Origin of the sequence: Actinosynnema sp. CS-041913, assembly GCF_050942485.1 — a bacterium.
In the GTDB taxonomy this organism is placed as follows: Bacteria; Actinomycetota; Actinomycetes; order Mycobacteriales; family Pseudonocardiaceae; genus Actinosynnema.
On the sequence record NZ_CP192037.1, the window covers coordinates 3,925,771 to 3,941,809 of the forward strand.

Consider the following 16,039-nt stretch of genomic DNA (forward strand, 5'->3'; position numbering starts at 1 on the left):
GAACACCACATCCACCCTCGCGTGAATCGGTGAAGTTAGGGTGACCGGTGACGCGAGGAGGACTAGCGTGACCGACCTGCGGCTCCGCTGGGGCGTGCTCGGCTCGACGGCGTTCATCAGCACGCAGGTGGCGCCCGCGATCCGCCGCACACCAGGCAACACGGTCACAGCCGTCGCCGCCCGCCCCGGCCGGACCACGGCGTCCCATTGAACAGGCCGCCGGCGACCTGACGGTGATGGAGGCGTACATGTACCGCTTCCACCCGCAACAGCGACGTGTGGTCGAGCTGCTGCACACAGGCGAGATCGGCGGACTGCGGGTAGTGCGGGCCGCCTTCCACCAGGCCGTACTCACCCACACCACTCCGCTGGTGTCCCTGGCCGACTCCAAGCGCACCGCTCGTGTAGGAGAGGCACTGGTCAAGTCGGCCCGCACCAACACCGAGGTGACGCTGTAGGACCGGGTCGACAGGCCAAAAGCGCCAAGAAGGAGGGGCCTCCGGACCTCTGCAAGCCGCCGGGACGGCTGCAGACGCAACACGCCGCCTGCAGCCGTACCCAGACTCAACTCAACGTAGCCGCAGCCTCCACCGGAGGCGTCCGCAACACATAAGCCGTGGACAGCAAGGTAGACAGCAACGTCAATCCGGTAGCCGCCCCGATGACAGTCAGATAGATCCCGATAGGCCCGGAAGGCCAGAACGACCCATCCATGGCCATGGCGAACGGGATCAGGGTAACCAGCGACACGATCGCCCCGAGCAGGATGCCACCGACCGAGATCACCACCGCCTCCACGCCCACCATGCGCAGGATCTGCCCGGGAGTAGCCCCGATCAACCGCTGCAAGGCGAACTCCCGCCGCCGCTCCCCGGTGGCGATCACCAAGGTGTTCACCAACGAGATCACGGTGTAGGCCAGGATCATCCCCACCAGCAGGTAGTTGACCCAGGCCCCGGTCTGCTCGCCCCCGCCGCCACCCGCCGAAGCCTCCGACGGATCCATCACCCGGAGCTGCGGGTACTTCGCGGTGAGTCCGGACAACGCCTCCGTCCCACCCTTCACCAGCACCCACGTCACCTGCCCGCCGGTGGTGTGCGCGACCACCAACTCCACCGGCATCAACGCGGACTCGTAGGACCCGGTGTGGATGGCGACCACCTTCGCCTGCACGGACTGCCCGTCACCGAGCCGCATCTTCACCGTGTCGCCCACAGCCGCGTTCAACGTCTCGGCCCACTTCTGCGGCAACGCCACCGAATCGCCGCGCAGGTCCGCGACCGATCCCTGCGTGACGTCCAAGCCGAGAGTCTGAGTCACGCCGCCGGGCGTCACCCCGAGCACGGTGATCTCGTCATCCCCGTCCTCGTGGTCGGGGAAGAACGCCTCGGTGTCCACGAGCGCCGACGCGGCCTCCACCCCGGGCAGCCCGTCGACCTCGGCCACCAGCTCCGCCGGCAGCGAGCCCGACGAGCTGGTGAGCACGGCGTCGGCGCGCAGGCTGTCCGCGAACCCGGAGGACCCGCCGGCCTGCGTGGTCTGGAGGTAGATCAACGCCGTTGCCAGGCCGGTGGCCAGCATCACGGGCGTGATGGCGCCGGCCACCCGCACCCGCCGCGCACCCGCGTTGAGCACCGCCAGGTACCCGGCGAGCCCGGTCAGCGCCCGCACCGGCCACCGCAGCAGGGCGATGATGACCTTCGCCGCGCCGGGGGAGAGCAGCGCGATGCCGGACGCCCACAGCATCGCCGTGGGACCGGCCGTCGACGCCGCCACGGGACCGGACATCACCAGTGCCGTGATGATGCTCAGCGCGGTGCCGCCGCCCAGGCACAGCAGGGCGAACACCAGGCGTGGCACGGAGAACCACCGGCTTTGGAGGCTCGCCTCCATCAGCGCCTCCGTCGGCTTGGTCACCGACGCCGCACGGCCCGCGACGAACGCCGCGACCATCGCGCTGAGCAGCGAGATGCCCGCGCCGGCCGCGACCGGGATCCAGCCCTGCCGGTACCCGAGCTGCGCCGGCGCGACCCCGGCCGCGGTCAACTGGGTCAGCAGCAACTGCCCGAGGTACCCGCTCAACGGCCACCCGAGCAGCGTCGCGAGCACGGCCACGAACGCCGTCTCGCCCAGCACCAGCCGCCGCAACTGGCCCGGTGTCGAGCCGATCGCGCGCAACAGGGCCATCTCCCGGTGCCGCTGCTGCACGGACAGCCCGAGCGTCCCGGCCACGACGAACATCGCCACCATGATCGCCAACCCGCCGAACACGGCGGACAGCGTGATGAGGCCTTCGCCACCGCCCTGCGCGTCGGGGAACTCCGCGAGCCCGCGCTCGTCGCCCGCCAGCACCTTCACGTCCTGGCTGCCGACCGCGCCCTCCAGCGCCTTGCGCACGGAGTCCACCGTGACGCCGGGCTCCAGCAGCACGCCGAGCAGGTCCACCCGGCCGGGCTTGGCGTAGATGCGGCGCGCCTCGGCGTCGTCGAAGTACACGGTGGACGCGTCCACCGGTCCCGACGCCAGACCGACCACGCGGTACGGCCGGCTCCGCCCGGCGAGCCCGAGCGTGATCTCGCTGCCCACGGACGCGCCGGACTTCTCGTCCACCACGACCTCGTCGGGCCCCTGCGGACCCCGGCCCTGGTTCACCCGGTACGGGGTCAGCTCCACGGCGGACCACATGTGGCCGGTGGCGTCGCCGCCCGGCAGGCTCACCGGGAACGCGACGTCCGGCACGACCTTGGCCACGCCGGGCACCTTGGCCCGGTCCGCCAGGGACGCCTCGATCGGCGACCGCTCCAGGTAGGACGGATCGCCGGTCACCAGCAGCGGCGCGGCGGCGAGCCGTTGCGGCGGGACGGCGTTGCGGATGCCGCTCTCCATCAGCCCGCCGCACGCCATGACGATCGCGGCGCCCAGGAACAAGGCGATGAAGGACGCGGCGAACCCGCCGATCCGGAAGCGCAGTGTGCGCAGCGCGAGGCCCAGCATCAGCGCAGCCCGCCCGTCAGGTCGGCGGCGGGCACGTCGGCCCACGCGCCGAGCTGGGTCATCCGCTCGCTGACCGCGTGCGCGGTGGGTGCTTCCAGTTCACCGGCGATCCGGCCGTCGGCGAGGAAGATCACCCGGTCGGCGTGCGCGGCGGCCACCGGGTCGTGCGTCACGATCACGACGGACTGGCCGACGTCCCGCACGGCCTGCCGCAGCAGCGCCAGGACCTCCAGCGCGGTGCGGGTGTCCAGCGCGCCGGTCGGCTCGTCGCCGAAGATCACGGCGGGCTGGGTGATCAGGGCGCGGGCGATGGCGACGCGCTGCTGCTGGCCGCCGGACAGCTCGCCGGGCCGGTGGCGCTTCCGATCGGACAGTCCCACCCGGGCGATGACGTCGTCCACTTCGGCCCGCTTCGCGCGCCTGCCCGCCAACCGCAGGGGTAGCTGGATGTTCTCCACCACGGTCAGCGCGGGGAGCAGGTTGAACGACTGGAAGACGAAGCCGATGCGCTCACGCCGGAGCTGGGTGAGCTGGCGCTCGTTCAGGCCGGTGATCTCCTGTCCGTCCAGGACGACCGAGCCGGACGTCGGCCGGTCCAAGCCCGCCGCGCAGTGCAGCGCGGTGCTCTTGCCGGAGCCCGACGGACCCATCACCGCCGTGAACGTGCCGCGCGCGATGCCGAGGCTGACTCCGTCAAGGGCCACGACGCCGTTGCGCTCATTGCCGTAAACCTTGCGGACCGAATGCAACCGCACGACGTCGTCCGAGCCTTGATTCGGAGACATTTTCACGTTCCAGCTCCCCACGTGACCTATCGATTGTGTGCACGCGCGGCAGACCATACGGACCCCGTCCGACGCGCGGCACTGGTGCAGACCCCCCGATCCGCCATCCGGTTGGCCGGGGGAAGTCGCTGTCCCGCAACGGTCCGGTCACCGTCGTCGCCGACGATCGGGGAGGTGGTGCGCGGCATCCTAGCCACCGTTTCCATAATTTCTGTTGAGGTCTCAACGAATAGTCGGCAACATCCGAAACACCTCGCGCGTCCTGGCCGGTGAGGTAGGTTGGAACGGCCGCCCGGCACCGCCCGGAAGGTGCGGCAAATACCGGCCCGAAGGCCGCACGACGTTTGAATGGCGGACCCCGAGTAACGACGCGGAGGGGTTGGGCAGACATGCACCTGGAGATCCGGCACGCGCGGGTGGTCATGACGCTCGCCGAGGCAGGCAGCATCTCCAAGGCGGCGGCGAAGCTGTCGTTGCCGCAGCCGAGCCTCACCGCCCAGCTCAGGCGGATCGAGAAGGCGGTCGGCGGCGACCTGTTCGTGCGTTCGGCCTTCGGCATCACGCCGACCCCCCTCGGCGAACGATTAATCCCGATGCTCGCCGATCTCGCGACCCGGGCCGACGCGGTGGTCGCGGAGGCCTCCTCGCTGTCCTCCGGAATTCTCCGGATCGGCAACGCCGAATGGACCCCGGTGACGCTGCGTCGCGCGTTGCAGTCGTCGCTGCCGTCGGTGGAGGTGCAGACCGTGACGCTGGATCCGGCGCTGGGCGTGGACGCGGTGAGCCGGGGCGAGCTGACCGCCGCGCTGATCCCCAGCCCGGAGGCCGTGGACGGGGTGCGGGACCTCGATCCGTCGCTGGCGAAGGAGATCATCGTCCGCGAGCCGATCTGGCTGGCCCTGCCGCGCGACCACGCGCTCGCGCGCAGGACTACGGTGAGCCGAAGGCACATGGTGTCGTTGAGCTGGGTGCAGCACGTGCCGGGCCACTGGTTCCACCCGGTGGAGGAGCACCTGTTCCGCAAGCTCGACCACCCGACGCCCGAGGTGCTGCACTACGCGGGCGGCCACGCCGAGGCGATGAGCTGGGTGCGCGACGCGGGCGCGGCGGCCCTGGCGACCCCGACCGGGTCCACGAAGGACGTGAGCCTGGTGGCCGTGACGGAACCGTTGCGCAGCAGGCTGCTCCTGGTGTGGCGGCCGGGCTCGATCCACCCGAACACCCTGCGCCAGTTGATCGACGCGCTGCGCCGGTACTACTGCGAGTACGCCCGGACCATCCCGCGCTACTGGAACTGGATGACCGAACGCCCCACGGACTTCCCGGAACTGGCGAACTTCCTCCCCCGCCCCAGCCGCTGGTGGCCACGCGACTCGGGCGCCGAACAACCAGGCGGCGGCCCCACCCCGCGCACGGCGGCGACCTGACCGACCCGACCGCTTGACCGCACCGACCCGCTGGGGCCGCGCTGACCGCCTGCCCGGCCGCTGGACCGTACCGACGCTCCGCCGGGCCGCACGGTCTGCCCGCCCCGCGTCCACCGCCCACCGGCCCCGGCGGCGGGCGGTCGGGGCCGTCTCGGCGAGGCCGGGGCGGGCCGGCCGCTTCTATCTTCTTTCTATAGCGAAACCACCGGTCAGCGCCTTGTCAGCCCCGTGTCAGCGGCCCTCGCGAACCTTGTCCCGCAACGAGGACGAGGCCTGAGCGAGGAGGACGCACATGACGGCGTTGGTGGCGGTGTCGAGTCACCTCCCGGAGACGGTGGCCGTCGCGGACCTGCAGGAGCCGCTGGGGCTGGACGACCAGCAGGTGCGCCGCTTCACCCGGCTCTACGGCCTGGACCGGATCTGCCAGTCGCCGCTGTCCGAGGCCGAGCTGCTGGTCGCGGCGGCCGGGAAGCTGGACGGGCTGCGCGGCCAGGAGGACCGGGTCCGCTACGTGATCCGGGCCAAGGGCATGCGCACCACCGCGCCCTACCCGGTGAGCCCGGTGCACGAGGTCCGCGAGACGCTGGGGCTGCGGCACGCCAAGACGCTGTCGGTGGCCGACCACGGCTGCGCCACCGGGCTGCTCGCGATGGACGTCGCGGGCACCCTGCTCGCGGCCGACGGCGACCCGGACGCGCTGGCCCTGATCCTGGCCGGCGACAAGACGTTCACCCCGTTCACGCAGTGGGTGCAGGACACCTCGATCATGGGCGAGGGCATGGCCGCGATCCTGGTCGCCCCGGACGGCGACCGCGACACCGTGCGCGGCTACGCCAGCCGCATCCACGGCCGCACCGACGGCGTCATCGACCTGACCCCGGAGATCGCCAAGCACGCCCGCAGGATCTACCAGGACGCGCTGGCCGAGGTGGTCGGCGCGGCCACCGAGGAAGCGGGCATCGGCGTCGCCGACGTGGACCTCGTGCTGCCGCACAACGTCAACCGGGTGTCCTGGACGGTCGCCGCGAAGAACCTGGGCCTGCCCAACGACAGGTTCTTCCTGGACAACCTGTCCGCCACCGGCCACTGCTTCTGCGCGGACCCGTTCATCAACTACCAGACGGTGACCGAGCTGGGCCTGCTCAAGCCGGGCGACAAGTACCTGATGACGGCCGCCGGCCTCGGTCAGACGTTCGCCGCGATGGTCCTGGAGCACTGACATGGACGATTTCACCCGCAGGCTGAAGACCGCGCTGCTCGGCGACCCCGACGGCTCCCTGGCGTTCCTGGGCAACTTCGAGGTCGAGGAGCGCTGGGCGCGCGGCGAGCACACGCTGCCCCGGCTGTCCGCCGACGGCGGCGCGGCGGTCGTGAACCACATGGACGAGTTCGCCCTCCTGCTGGCCTCCGGCGACGACCACGTGGTGCTCAAGTCCGCACCGGACCAGGACTACCTGGCCTACCTGACCGGACTGGGCATCGACCTGCCCACGGTGCACGTGGTCGCCGACTCGGACCCCCGCCGGACCGTGACCGCCGACGCGCTGGCGGACCCGGCGCTGATCGCGCGGCTGGCCGAGCTGGCCGCCGAGGGCGTCCACCTGACCGCGCACGGCGTGTCCGATGTCGAGGAAGCCCTCGCGGAACGCACCGGGCTCCCGCTGGCCGCACCGGACGCCGCGACCTGCAAAGCGGTCAACAGCAAGGTCTACAGCCGCCGCGCCGCCGACGAACTGGGCCTGCGCCAGCCCGCCGGCTGGGCCTGCGAGACCGTGGACGAACTGCGGGAAGCGTTCGACCGGGCCCGCGCGCTGGTGGCGGCGGGCCACAAGGTCGTGGTCAAGGAGGCGTTCGGCGTCTCCGGCAAGGGCATCGCGGTCCTGGAGAGCGACCGCCGGATGGACCGCCTGGTCGGCCTGATCGCCAAAGCGGTCGACAAGTCCGGGCAGCCGCGGGTCGCGTTCGTCGTGGAGGACTGGGTCGCCAAGCGCACGGACCTCAACTACCAGTTCACCGTGGGGCGGGACGGCGACGTGCGGTTCGACTTCGTCAAGGAGCTGCACACCGAAGGCGGTGTCCACAAAGGACACCGGATGCCCGCCCGCCTGTCGCCGGCGCAGGTCGCCGAGCTGACCGACACCGCCCACCGGCTGGGCAAGAAGCTCGCCGCCGACGGCTACTTCGGCGTGGTCGGCGTGGACGCGATGGTCGACCCCGACGGCGGGCTGTACCCGGTGATCGAGATCAACGCGCGCAACAACATGTCCACCTACCAGACCCGCGTCCAGGACCGGTTCGTCGGCCCCGGCCGGATCGCGCTCGCCCGGCACTACCCGGTGCGGCTGACCGAGAGGCTGCGCTTCGCGCACGTCCGCGCCCTGCTGGACGGCCTGCTGCTCGACCGGGCCGGCGGCGCCGGCCTGCTGGTCAACAACTTCGCCACGGTCAACGCCGGCCACCGCGCCGGCACGGCGTTCGACGGCCGCCTCTACGGGCTGCTCGTCGGGTCGTCCGACGACGAGATCGCCGCCGTGGACCACGAGATCACCGCCCGATTGGAGGCAACCGGCCATGAGCGCTGAGTTCGAGGTCCAGGGCATCGGGATCACCGAGATCGCCGAGCGGTACGGCACCCCGCTGTACCTGTACGACGGCGACGAGCTGGCGTCCCGCGTGGACGACCTGAAGGCCCTGCTGCACCCGCGCCTGGAGTTCTTCTTCTCGATGAAGTCGAACCCCAACATCGGCGTGCTGTCGGTGCTGCACTCGCGCGGCGCGCGGGCGGAGGTGTCCTCGATGGTCGAGCTGGTGACCGCGCTGCGCGCGGGGGTGAACCCGGCCGACATCATCTTCCTCGGCCCCGGCAAGAGCGAGGACGAGCTGCGCGCCTGCCTGGACCACGAGATCTACGCGATCGTCTGCGAGTCGTTCGGCGAACTGGAGCTCATCGACCGCTTCGCGCGGGAACGGGGCGTGCGCGCGCCCGTCGCGCTGCGGGTGAACCCGAGCTTCTCGGTCAAGGGCTCCGGCCTGACCATGGGTGGCAAGCCGCGCCAGTTCGGCATCGACGAGCCGCAGCTATTCGAGACCGCGGACCTGGTGGCCCGGCACCCGAACGTCCGGTTCCTCGGCGTGCAGGTCTACATGGGCACCCGCATCCTGTCGGAGGAGGCGGTCGCGGAGAACACCGAGCGGATCTTCGAGCTGGCCGACCGGCTGTCGACGCACCTGGGCATCCCGCTGGAGCTGGTGGACATCGGCGGCGGTCTGGGCGTGGCGTACTTCGCCGGCGAACGCGACTTGGACCTGGAACTGCTGGCCGCCCGGGTCAACCCGATCCTGGCCGACTTCGCCGACCGGCACCCCGGCACCCGGCTGGTGATGGAGCTGGGCCGCTACCTCACCGCGACCTGCGGCACGTACGTCGTGCGCGTCCGGTACGTGAAGGAGTCGATGGGGGAGCGGTTCGCCGTCGCGGACGGCGGCACCAACCACCACATGGCGGCCGTCGGCATCGGGTCGTTCGTGAAGCGGAACTTCCCCATGCGCGTGCTGAACCGCCTGGACGAGCCCGCGTCGGAGAGCTGGCACGTCACCGGTCCGCTGTGCACGCCCAACGACACGCTGGGCAAGAAGGTCGAGCTGCCGCCCGTCCGGCCGGGCGACCTCGTCGGCGTCGAGCGCTCCGGCGCGTACGGCCCGACCGCGTCCCCGGTGCTGTTCCTCAGCCACGGCTACCCGGCGGAAGTGCTCGTCCACGGCGGCCAGGCCCACCTCGTGCGCTCGCGCGACGAGACCGAGGACCTGCTGCGCCGGCAACACCTCCCAGAACTCGCCGCCACTGCCATCACCGAAGGAAGCGCATCATGAGCGAATCCACTGCCGTCGCCTCCCGCGAGCGGATCGTCGACGCCATCACCAGCGTCCTGGCCCAGGTGCTGGACTACGAGCTGCCGGAGCTGAGCGAGCAGTCGCGGCTGTTCGACGAACTGGGCCTCGACTCGACCGGCGTGTTCGAGCTGCTGATGCAGTTGGAGGAGGCGCTGGAGGTCGAGTTCGACACCGACAACCTGGAGATGGCGCACTTCGAGACGGTCCGCTCGCTGGCCGACTTCGTCGCGGCGGAGATGGACCGCTGACATGTACCGGACCACCGCACCGGCCGTCCGGTCCGGCGCGCCCGCGTCCACCCTGGGTCTGGCCAGGGTGGTGCGCGCGGCGGGCGTCCCGGACCGGCGGCTGGACGACGAGTTCTCCCTGCGCCACTTCACCGACCTGACCGCGGGCCACGACGTGGCTCTGCGGCCGGACCTGCTGACCGGCGGCACCACGTTCACCGCGCTGACGCGTGCCCTGCACGCGCGTCTGGAGCCGCTGGACGCCGTGCCGCTGGCCATCATCGCGCACGCGACCCCGGACCTGGACTGCCGGCTCGCCGCGTCGACCTACCTGTCCGAGGCGCTGCCGAACAGCCCCCTGTCCTTCTCGGTGTCCGACGTGGGCACGTGCGCGCCGTTCGCGGCGATCCGCCTGGCCCGCGACTACGCCGCCCGGCACGGCTACCGGCGGGCGCTGGTCGTGATCGCGGACCAGGCCACGCTGCCGTACGACGTGGCGGACCGGCCGGCCGGCGACGCGGGCGTGGCTCTGCTCCTGGAAGCCGGCGCGACGCCGCTCTCGCTGGTGCACCGGGCGGGCGTGGCCGAGCGCGACCTGCCGGCCGCCCTCGCGTCGGCCCTGGACTCGCTGATCCCCGACGGCTCGCCGGTCGAGGTCGTCGCGGGTGCGGGCATCGACCCGGACCTGGTGCGCCACCGCGGCGCCGTGCGTACCGCGCGCGCCGGCTACCCGTGCACAGCGCTGTGGGACGGCCTGGCCGACTCGCTGGGCCGGGTCGTGCTGGTCGACCACGACCCGGTCACGGGCGACCTGGGCGTGGCCTCGGTGGGTGCGTCGTGACCACCTCAGTCCGGCTGGGCGCCGACGAGCTGTCCCGGTGCCACCGCGCCGCCCGCGAGGAGGGCCTGGCCCCGGCGCTGACCGTGCTGCGCTCGCTGGTGCTGCCCGGCCTGCTGCCGTGCGGCCCCGGTGGACACGCCGTGGTGCCGCAGGAAGTCGCCGCCGGCGCGCACCGGGTGTGGCTGGACGGCGTGACGGTGGACCGGTCGGCGACCGGCGAGTCCACAGTAGACTCCATCGACCTGCCCGGCGGCACGGTCGTGCTGCTGCGGCACGGCATCGGCGACCGCGGCACCGACGTGCACGCGGAGCAGCGGGCGTCCTGGGCACTGGGGCTGGTCTGGCTGCGCCTCGGCCTGTCCGAAGCCCTGCGGGAAACCTGCATGCGCTACCTGAACGGCCGCCGCACCGGCTCGACGACCCTCTTGCAGCAGCAGATGGTGAAGTCGACGGTCGCCGACGGCCTGATCGAACACCTGGAAGTGCGGGCCGTGCTGACCGGCGCGGACGCGGGCGGCCTGCCCGAGGTCATCCTGTCCCACCTGCACGCCCGCGTCACGGCGGCGGACCGGTGGCTGGTGAACCTGCTGGGCGCGAGCGGCTACCTGACCGGCGGTCCCGGCCAGGTGGCCCACGTGTCGGAACTGCTGGCCGAAGCGTACGTGCGAGCGGACTCATGACCGCGCTCGAAGGCCGCCTGGTCACGTTGCGCGACCAGATGCGCGAGTGGGGCGCGGACTTCCGCGGCCTGGGGCTGGCCCTGGACCGCGACCCGGAGCTGATCCGCGACCACTTCGACCTGCCCGCGGTCCGCTACCTGTCCACCATGGGCATCCCGCCCGAGTACGGCAACGTGCCGATCCCCATCGCGGGCAACCGGTTCTACGGCACGCTGGCGTTGGAGCGGGCCATCATCATGGAGGAACTGGCCTGCGCCGACGTCGGGATGCTGGTCGCCTCACCCGGCCCGTTGCTGGCGGGCGTGCTGGTGGACCTGCTCGCCGACGAGGGGCAGAAGGAGTGGTTCTACGGCCGGATGCTGGACGCTCCACTGTGGACGTTCTTCGCGCTGACCGAACCCGACCGGGGCTCGGACGCCGGCGCGCTGACCACGACCTTGACGCCGGTCGCCGACGGCGGCGTGCTGTCGGGGGAGAAGCGGTACGTCGGCAACGCGTGCCGGGCGCAGCTCGGCGTGGTGTTCGCGCGGGTCGGCTCGGGGCCGTTGGGCATCAACGCGGTGCTGGTGGAGACCCCGGCCGAGGGCTTCAAGGCGGAGGCCTTGGAGACCGTCGGGTTGCGGGGCGCGCGGATCAGCGCGATCACCCTGGACGGCGTGCACGTGCCCGCTTCGCGTTTCGTCGGACGGCACCTGTCGCCGTCGCGGCGGGGGATGTGGGCGTTCGTGCAGACGTTCAACCTCCTGCGGCCCGGTGTCGCGGCGATCGCTTTGGGCATCGCGCGGGCGGCTTTCGAGTACGTCCAGGAGCACCGCACCACTTTGCGCCGTGACGAACGGGACCGGCTCGATCTGCTCGGTCGGCGCATCGCGGGCGCACGTGCCCTGGTGCACTTGGCCGCGCGGGCGGTAGACGCTCGGACGAGCGACGGGTACCTGGCTTCGGCGGCGAAGGCCAGGGCGTCGCAACTTGCGATGGACGCGGCTCACGAGGCGTGCGGCTTCTTCGGCGTGGGCGCCCGGTTCGACCATCCGAGGCTGGACAAGCTGGTGCGTGACGCGCGGGGGCTGGAGTTCATCGAGGGCACGTCGAACATGCAGAAGCTGAACCTGTTCCAGGGTCTGTTCACCGGCAAGCTGGACCGCGACGACCCGTTCCGGGTGGGTGTGCCGGGCTAGGAATCACCTGACGCGCCCCCGACTCCGACCTGCCCGAGCGAGGCCGGGTCGCGGCGGCGCGGCTCAGTCGACCCTGATGACCCGTACGGCGACGAACGGCCCGGCACCATGCCGGGCCGTTCGTCTGTTGAAGCGGACTCGTTCCGAACCGACCACTCAGGCCCGCTCGACGAGCCCGGCGACGGTCAGCGTGAGATGCCGGGCGAGCAGCACGGCCGCGGTGTCGGCGTCCCGGGCCAGGGTGGCTTCTTCCAGGTGACGGTGCTCGGTGACGTGGTCCCGGCCCGGGGTGCGGTCGGCCGCCCAGCGACGGGTCAGCTCGCCGGCCAGCCACATGCGGTCGAATGTTTCCAGCAGCACGGCATTGCCGCTGCCCTCCAGCAGGGTGCGGTGGAAGACGCGGTGCGCCTCGGACCACTGGGCACTGACGACGCCGTCCGTTCCGGGCTCGTACGCCGGTGTGCGGGCCAGGCGGTGGTGTGCCGCGCGCACGCGGGTTTCCCAGTCCAGGTCGCCGCGCTCGATGGACAGCCGCAGCGTGGCCGGTTCGATGATGCTCCGTGCCTCGGCCAACTCCTGCCAGCGCCGGTCCGACTGGGCCGGCACGGCGAAGCCGCGGTTGGTCAGCCGGTCGGCGAGACCGTCGCCGACCAGGCGGACAAGGGCTTCGCGGACCACGGCCAGGCTCACGCCGTGCGCGCTCGCCAGCTCCTGTGGCTTGAGGGCGTCGCCGGGTGCGAAGTCGCCGCACAGGATCGCGTCGCGCAGCTCGACGTACACGCGCCCGGACAGCATCTGCTTCGCCGCCGCCCCGCTCATGGCTTCATCGTAGACCATCGGCTAGATAATCGATTATTAGTGCTACGATCGATCCTGTGAACGATCCTTTCGCACGCCTGCCCGAAGCGGCCGGCTTCACCGTCAGCAGCACGTCCACTACCGAGGGAGCCCCGCTCGCCGCCGAGCAGCGGGCGGGCAGCGACATCTCCCCGCAACTGTCCTGGTCCGGTGCCCCGCCGGGCACGAAGAGCTACGCCGTCACCGTCTACGACCCGGACGCCCCCACCGGTTCGGGCTTCTGGCACTGGGCAGTGGCCGACATCCCCGCCACGGTGACCGAATTGCCTGCGGGCGCCGGTGACGACACCGGCTCGGGCCTGCCTGCCGGCGCCTACCAGTTGCCCAACGATGCTCGCGTGGCCCGCTTCATCGGCGCGGCCCCGCCGGCAGGCCACGGCCCGCACCGGTACGTATTCGTCGTGCATGCGCTCGACGTCGCCACCATCGGCGTTCCGGCCGACGCGACGCCGGCGTACCTCGGCTTCACCATCAGCGGCCACATCCTGGGTCGGGCCGTGCTGACCGCCACGGCGGAAACGCCGGCCTGACCTCGTCCCGACAGGGTGAGCCGTCCCGCCGATCACAACCTCTGGTCGGCGGGACGGCGTCGAAGGGCCGGACGCCGGTCTAGTGACCCGGCAGGCTCTCGACATTGTCGGCGAGCTTGAGGCACAGGTGCCGCAACAGGGTCAGCTCCTCCGTGGTGAACCCCCGGAACAACGCCCCCATCGCCACCTCGGACGGCCGCCGGAAGGCATTCACCCACTTCTCGCCGGTCGGTGTGATCTTCGCGCGCACCGACCGGCGATCGGTCTCGTGGGGCGCCCGTGTCGCCAGGCCCTCGCGTTCGAGCGTGTCCACCAGGCCGGTGGCGTTGCGCGCGCTCACCTGGGCGGAAGTCGGCAGGTCGCCGATGCTCGCGCCTTCGGCTCCCGCGACGCTGAGCCGGATCAGCAGGTCCAGAGCGCCGGAGCTCAGACCGCCCCGGCTGTCTGCTCCCTTGGCGCGCAACCGTTCGACGGCTTGGGCGGCCGTGCGGACGGCGGCGGCGGACTCGAAGGCGAGGGTGTCGCCGCCCTGGGTGAAATGCGTCATCGCGGCGCGGACCGCTGGCCTGCTGGACCAAGCCGTGGAGTCGGGGTGACACCGGACGGATCTCGACCGTGCTCGCCTACGCCATCGCCGGGGCCGACCCGCGCCGCGCCGGAACGCTGATGCCGGCCATCCCCCAAGAGGCCCGCCGGGCGAGGGGTTCCCGGCGGGCCTCTGCGGTGGGGCTACTTGCCGTGCAGTTGCTTCAGGTACTCGTGGGTCGAGGGCAGCGAGGCCATGAGTTCCTTCTGCTTCCGCTTGATGTCCGCGAACACCTGCTCCGCCGAGTCGAGCACCTCCGGCCGCGCCGCCAGGGACGGCAGGGTGTGGTCGGGCAGGTACTCCAGGCCGGCGAAGATGCAGTAGTAGTTGGAGTTGTTCCAGAAGTTGCGGAACTCCGCGTCGAAGTTCGCGTAGTACGTCGACTCGTCGGTGATGGGCATGTTCACCGCGAGTCCGGCCTTGTACATCCGGACCTTCTCCTGGAAGTCCGGCGCCAGCTCCAGTTCCTTGCACGCCTGCCAGAACGCCGTGTCGTTGCGCGGCGCGAAGCTGAAGTGGCCCTGCACGAAGTCACGCGAGTCGTCGAACATCGTCTCGATCTCCGCGTTGAAGCGGTCCTGCAGGATCGAGTCGAAGTTCTTGTCCGGGAAGTGCTTCGCGAGCTGGTACAGCGCCGCGTACACGAAGTAGATGCCGGTCGACTCCAGCGGCTCCAGGAAGCAGGACGCCAGGCCGATCGACACGACGTTCTTCACCCACGCCCGCCGGTTGCGGCCGACGCGGAACTTGATCTGGTTCAGCGGCTGGGTCTCGGGGTCCACGCCCCACATGTTGCAGAACTCCAGCGTCGCCTCGTCCCGCGACTGGAACCGGGAGGAGAACACGTAGCCGGTGCCGAACCGCCCCAGCATGGGGATCTTCCACGACCACCCGGACGACATGGCGATCGAACCGGTGTACGGCTCGACGCCCTCGGCCTCGTCGTCGTGCGGGATCTGGGTGGCGACCGCGCTGTCGTTGAGCAGGTGGTCGCTCATGTCCAGGAACGGCTCCTTCATGGCCTGGTTGATGAGCAGGCCGCGGAAGCCGGAGCAGTCGATGAACAGGTCGCCCTCGATGGTGCGGCCCTGCTCGGTCTTGAGGGCCGACACGTGGCCCTTCTGGTTGATGACCGCCTCGGTCATCTTGTCCTCGATGTGGATCGCGCCCTGCTTGGTGGTCGCGAAGCGCCGGAGGAAGTCGGCGACCAGGTTCGCGTCGAAGTGCCACGCGTAGTTGGTCCACTTGGTCCCGTCCATGAACCTGGGGGAGAGGTTCTGGTCCATGATCGGGGGCTCGCGGTAGCAGGCGTAGTCGAACGGCTCGTCGCTCTGGCCGCTCAGCTTCTTGTGCGTCCAGTAGTGCGACAGCGGCTGGTTCTCGTGGTTGGGCAGCAGGCCGAACAGGTGGTAGTAGTGGTCCACCGTGTCGCCGTACGGGCGGGCGGTCGCCTCACCCCGGCCGGGCGTGCGCCAGTTGGTGAACTTGATGCCCATCTTGAAGCTGGCGTTGCACTCCCGCATCCAGTCCTCCTCGGCGATGCCGAGGAAGTCGAAGAACGTCTTGTGCAGGTTGGGCACGGTCGCCTCGCCCACGCCGATCTTGGGGATCGCGGGCGCCTCCAGCACGGTGATGGTCACGGCCGGGCCCAGCGCCTTGCCGAGGTACGACGCGGCCATCCAGCCGGCGGTGCCGCCACCGAGCACGACGACTTTCCTGATCCTACGATCTTCCATCGAGAAATGTCCTCCCGTCATGATCACGACAAAGGTCGCGGAACGACGTTCGCCGGTGTCGCCAGTGTTCGAGGGCGGTGTTTCGGGGGCAGGTGCCCGGAAGTATTCGCTCGAATCGGCTGGAACGGAACCCTAGACACGCTTTGTTGAGCCTGTCAATGTTCCGCGGTGGTGGCCGGCCGGAGTTTCTATATATTTTCTCTACCGCACCCCGGTAGATCGTCGGCGGCCGCCGTAACCGCAGGTCGGCATGGTCGAAGAGGTCTCGGCTACGACTCGTCAGCCCCATGTCAGCGGGTTGTCAGC

General features: G+C 70.8%; 16 protein-coding genes. 11 read left to right on the plus strand and 5 right to left on the minus strand.

All coding sequences use genetic code 11. The features are described from left to right. Positions 1 to 67 precede the first annotated feature (67 nt). Together ACQPZF_RS18720 and ACQPZF_RS18725 are read left to right on the plus strand one after the other, a co-directional pair. The gene (locus ACQPZF_RS18720; RefSeq protein WP_433273315.1) at positions 68 to 211 is read left to right on the plus strand and encodes a hypothetical protein; all 144 of its coding nucleotides are present in this window, start codon (positions 68 to 70) and stop codon (positions 209 to 211) included. A 37-nt stretch (positions 212 to 248) separates the two neighbouring features. Next, positions 249 to 458, plus strand: a complete 210-nt coding sequence (locus ACQPZF_RS18725; protein WP_433273317.1) for a hypothetical protein — start codon at positions 249 to 251, stop codon at positions 456 to 458. A gap of 106 nt (positions 459 to 564) precedes the next feature. Here the strand turns inward: ACQPZF_RS18725 and ACQPZF_RS18730 are convergent, their stop codons facing one another. Together ACQPZF_RS18730 and ACQPZF_RS18735 are read right to left on the minus strand one after the other, a co-directional pair. Beyond that, complete coding sequence (locus ACQPZF_RS18730; protein ID WP_433273319.1) at positions 565 to 2,994, minus strand: FtsX-like permease family protein; 2,430 nt, start codon at positions 2,992 to 2,994, stop codon at positions 565 to 567. Next, a complete protein-coding gene (locus tag ACQPZF_RS18735) occupies positions 2,994 to 3,779 on the minus strand; it encodes an ABC transporter ATP-binding protein (protein ID WP_433273321.1) in 786 nt (261 codons plus the stop codon). Before ACQPZF_RS18735 ends, ACQPZF_RS18730 begins: the two co-directional genes overlap by 1 nt. 389 nt (positions 3,780 to 4,168) lie before the next feature. Between ACQPZF_RS18735 and ACQPZF_RS18740 the strand changes: the two genes are divergently transcribed. The 8 genes from ACQPZF_RS18740 to ACQPZF_RS18775 all read left to right on the plus strand — a co-directional run bounded on the left by ACQPZF_RS18740 (position 4,169) and on the right by ACQPZF_RS18775 (position 12,023). Next, positions 4,169 to 5,206 (plus strand): LysR family transcriptional regulator, encoded by a 1,038-nt coding sequence (locus ACQPZF_RS18740; protein ID WP_433273323.1) that lies wholly within the window; start codon positions 4,169 to 4,171, stop codon positions 5,204 to 5,206. A gap of 292 nt (positions 5,207 to 5,498) precedes the next feature. After that, the gene (locus ACQPZF_RS18745) at positions 5,499 to 6,425 is read left to right on the plus strand and encodes a 3-oxoacyl-[acyl-carrier-protein] synthase III C-terminal domain-containing protein (protein WP_433273325.1); all 927 of its coding nucleotides are present in this window, start codon (positions 5,499 to 5,501) and stop codon (positions 6,423 to 6,425) included. Position 6,426: 1 nt separating this feature from the next. Beyond that, positions 6,427 to 7,788, plus strand: coding sequence for an ATP-grasp domain-containing protein (locus tag ACQPZF_RS18750; protein ID WP_433273327.1), 1,362 nt, complete (start codon positions 6,427 to 6,429; stop codon positions 7,786 to 7,788). Then, a complete protein-coding gene (locus tag ACQPZF_RS18755; RefSeq protein WP_433273329.1) occupies positions 7,778 to 9,076 on the plus strand; it encodes a type III PLP-dependent enzyme in 1,299 nt (432 codons plus the stop codon). Before ACQPZF_RS18750 ends, ACQPZF_RS18755 begins: the two co-directional genes overlap by 11 nt. Beyond that, positions 9,073 to 9,345, plus strand: a complete 273-nt coding sequence (locus ACQPZF_RS18760) for an acyl carrier protein (RefSeq protein WP_433273331.1) — start codon at positions 9,073 to 9,075, stop codon at positions 9,343 to 9,345. Before ACQPZF_RS18755 ends, ACQPZF_RS18760 begins: the two co-directional genes overlap by 4 nt. 1 nt (position 9,346) lies before the next feature. Next, entirely contained in the window at positions 9,347 to 10,165 is an 819-nt protein-coding gene (locus tag ACQPZF_RS18765; RefSeq protein ID WP_433273333.1) for a hypothetical protein, read from the plus strand. Next, the gene (locus tag ACQPZF_RS18770; RefSeq protein WP_433273335.1) at positions 10,162 to 10,845 is read left to right on the plus strand and encodes a DUF2786 domain-containing protein; all 684 of its coding nucleotides are present in this window, start codon (positions 10,162 to 10,164) and stop codon (positions 10,843 to 10,845) included. The genes ACQPZF_RS18765 and ACQPZF_RS18770 overlap by 4 nt, the downstream gene beginning before the upstream one ends. Further along, a complete protein-coding gene (locus tag ACQPZF_RS18775; RefSeq protein WP_433273337.1) occupies positions 10,842 to 12,023 on the plus strand; it encodes an acyl-CoA dehydrogenase family protein in 1,182 nt (393 codons plus the stop codon). The genes ACQPZF_RS18770 and ACQPZF_RS18775 overlap by 4 nt, the downstream gene beginning before the upstream one ends. Positions 12,024 to 12,179: 156 nt before the next feature. On the opposite strand, the gene ACQPZF_RS18780 is transcribed toward ACQPZF_RS18775, so the two are convergent. Beyond that, a complete protein-coding gene (locus ACQPZF_RS18780) occupies positions 12,180 to 12,818 on the minus strand; it encodes a GntR family transcriptional regulator (RefSeq protein WP_433274607.1) in 639 nt (212 codons plus the stop codon). 71 nt (positions 12,819 to 12,889) lie between these two features. Here ACQPZF_RS18780 and ACQPZF_RS18785 point away from each other — a divergent pair, with 71 nt between their 5' ends. Further along, positions 12,890 to 13,411, plus strand: coding sequence for a YbhB/YbcL family Raf kinase inhibitor-like protein (locus ACQPZF_RS18785; RefSeq protein WP_433274609.1), 522 nt, complete (start codon positions 12,890 to 12,892; stop codon positions 13,409 to 13,411). A 79-nt stretch (positions 13,412 to 13,490) separates the two neighbouring features. Here the strand turns inward: ACQPZF_RS18785 and ACQPZF_RS18790 are convergent, their stop codons facing one another. Both ACQPZF_RS18790 and ACQPZF_RS18795 read right to left on the minus strand, forming a co-directional pair. Further along, positions 13,491 to 13,958 (minus strand): MarR family winged helix-turn-helix transcriptional regulator, encoded by a 468-nt coding sequence (locus ACQPZF_RS18790; RefSeq protein WP_433273339.1) that lies wholly within the window; start codon positions 13,956 to 13,958, stop codon positions 13,491 to 13,493. A 182-nt stretch (positions 13,959 to 14,140) separates the two neighbouring features. Continuing rightward, entirely contained in the window at positions 14,141 to 15,733 is a 1,593-nt protein-coding gene (locus ACQPZF_RS18795) for a tryptophan halogenase family protein (RefSeq protein ID WP_433273341.1), read from the minus strand. Positions 15,734 to 16,039: the final 306 nt, after the last annotated feature.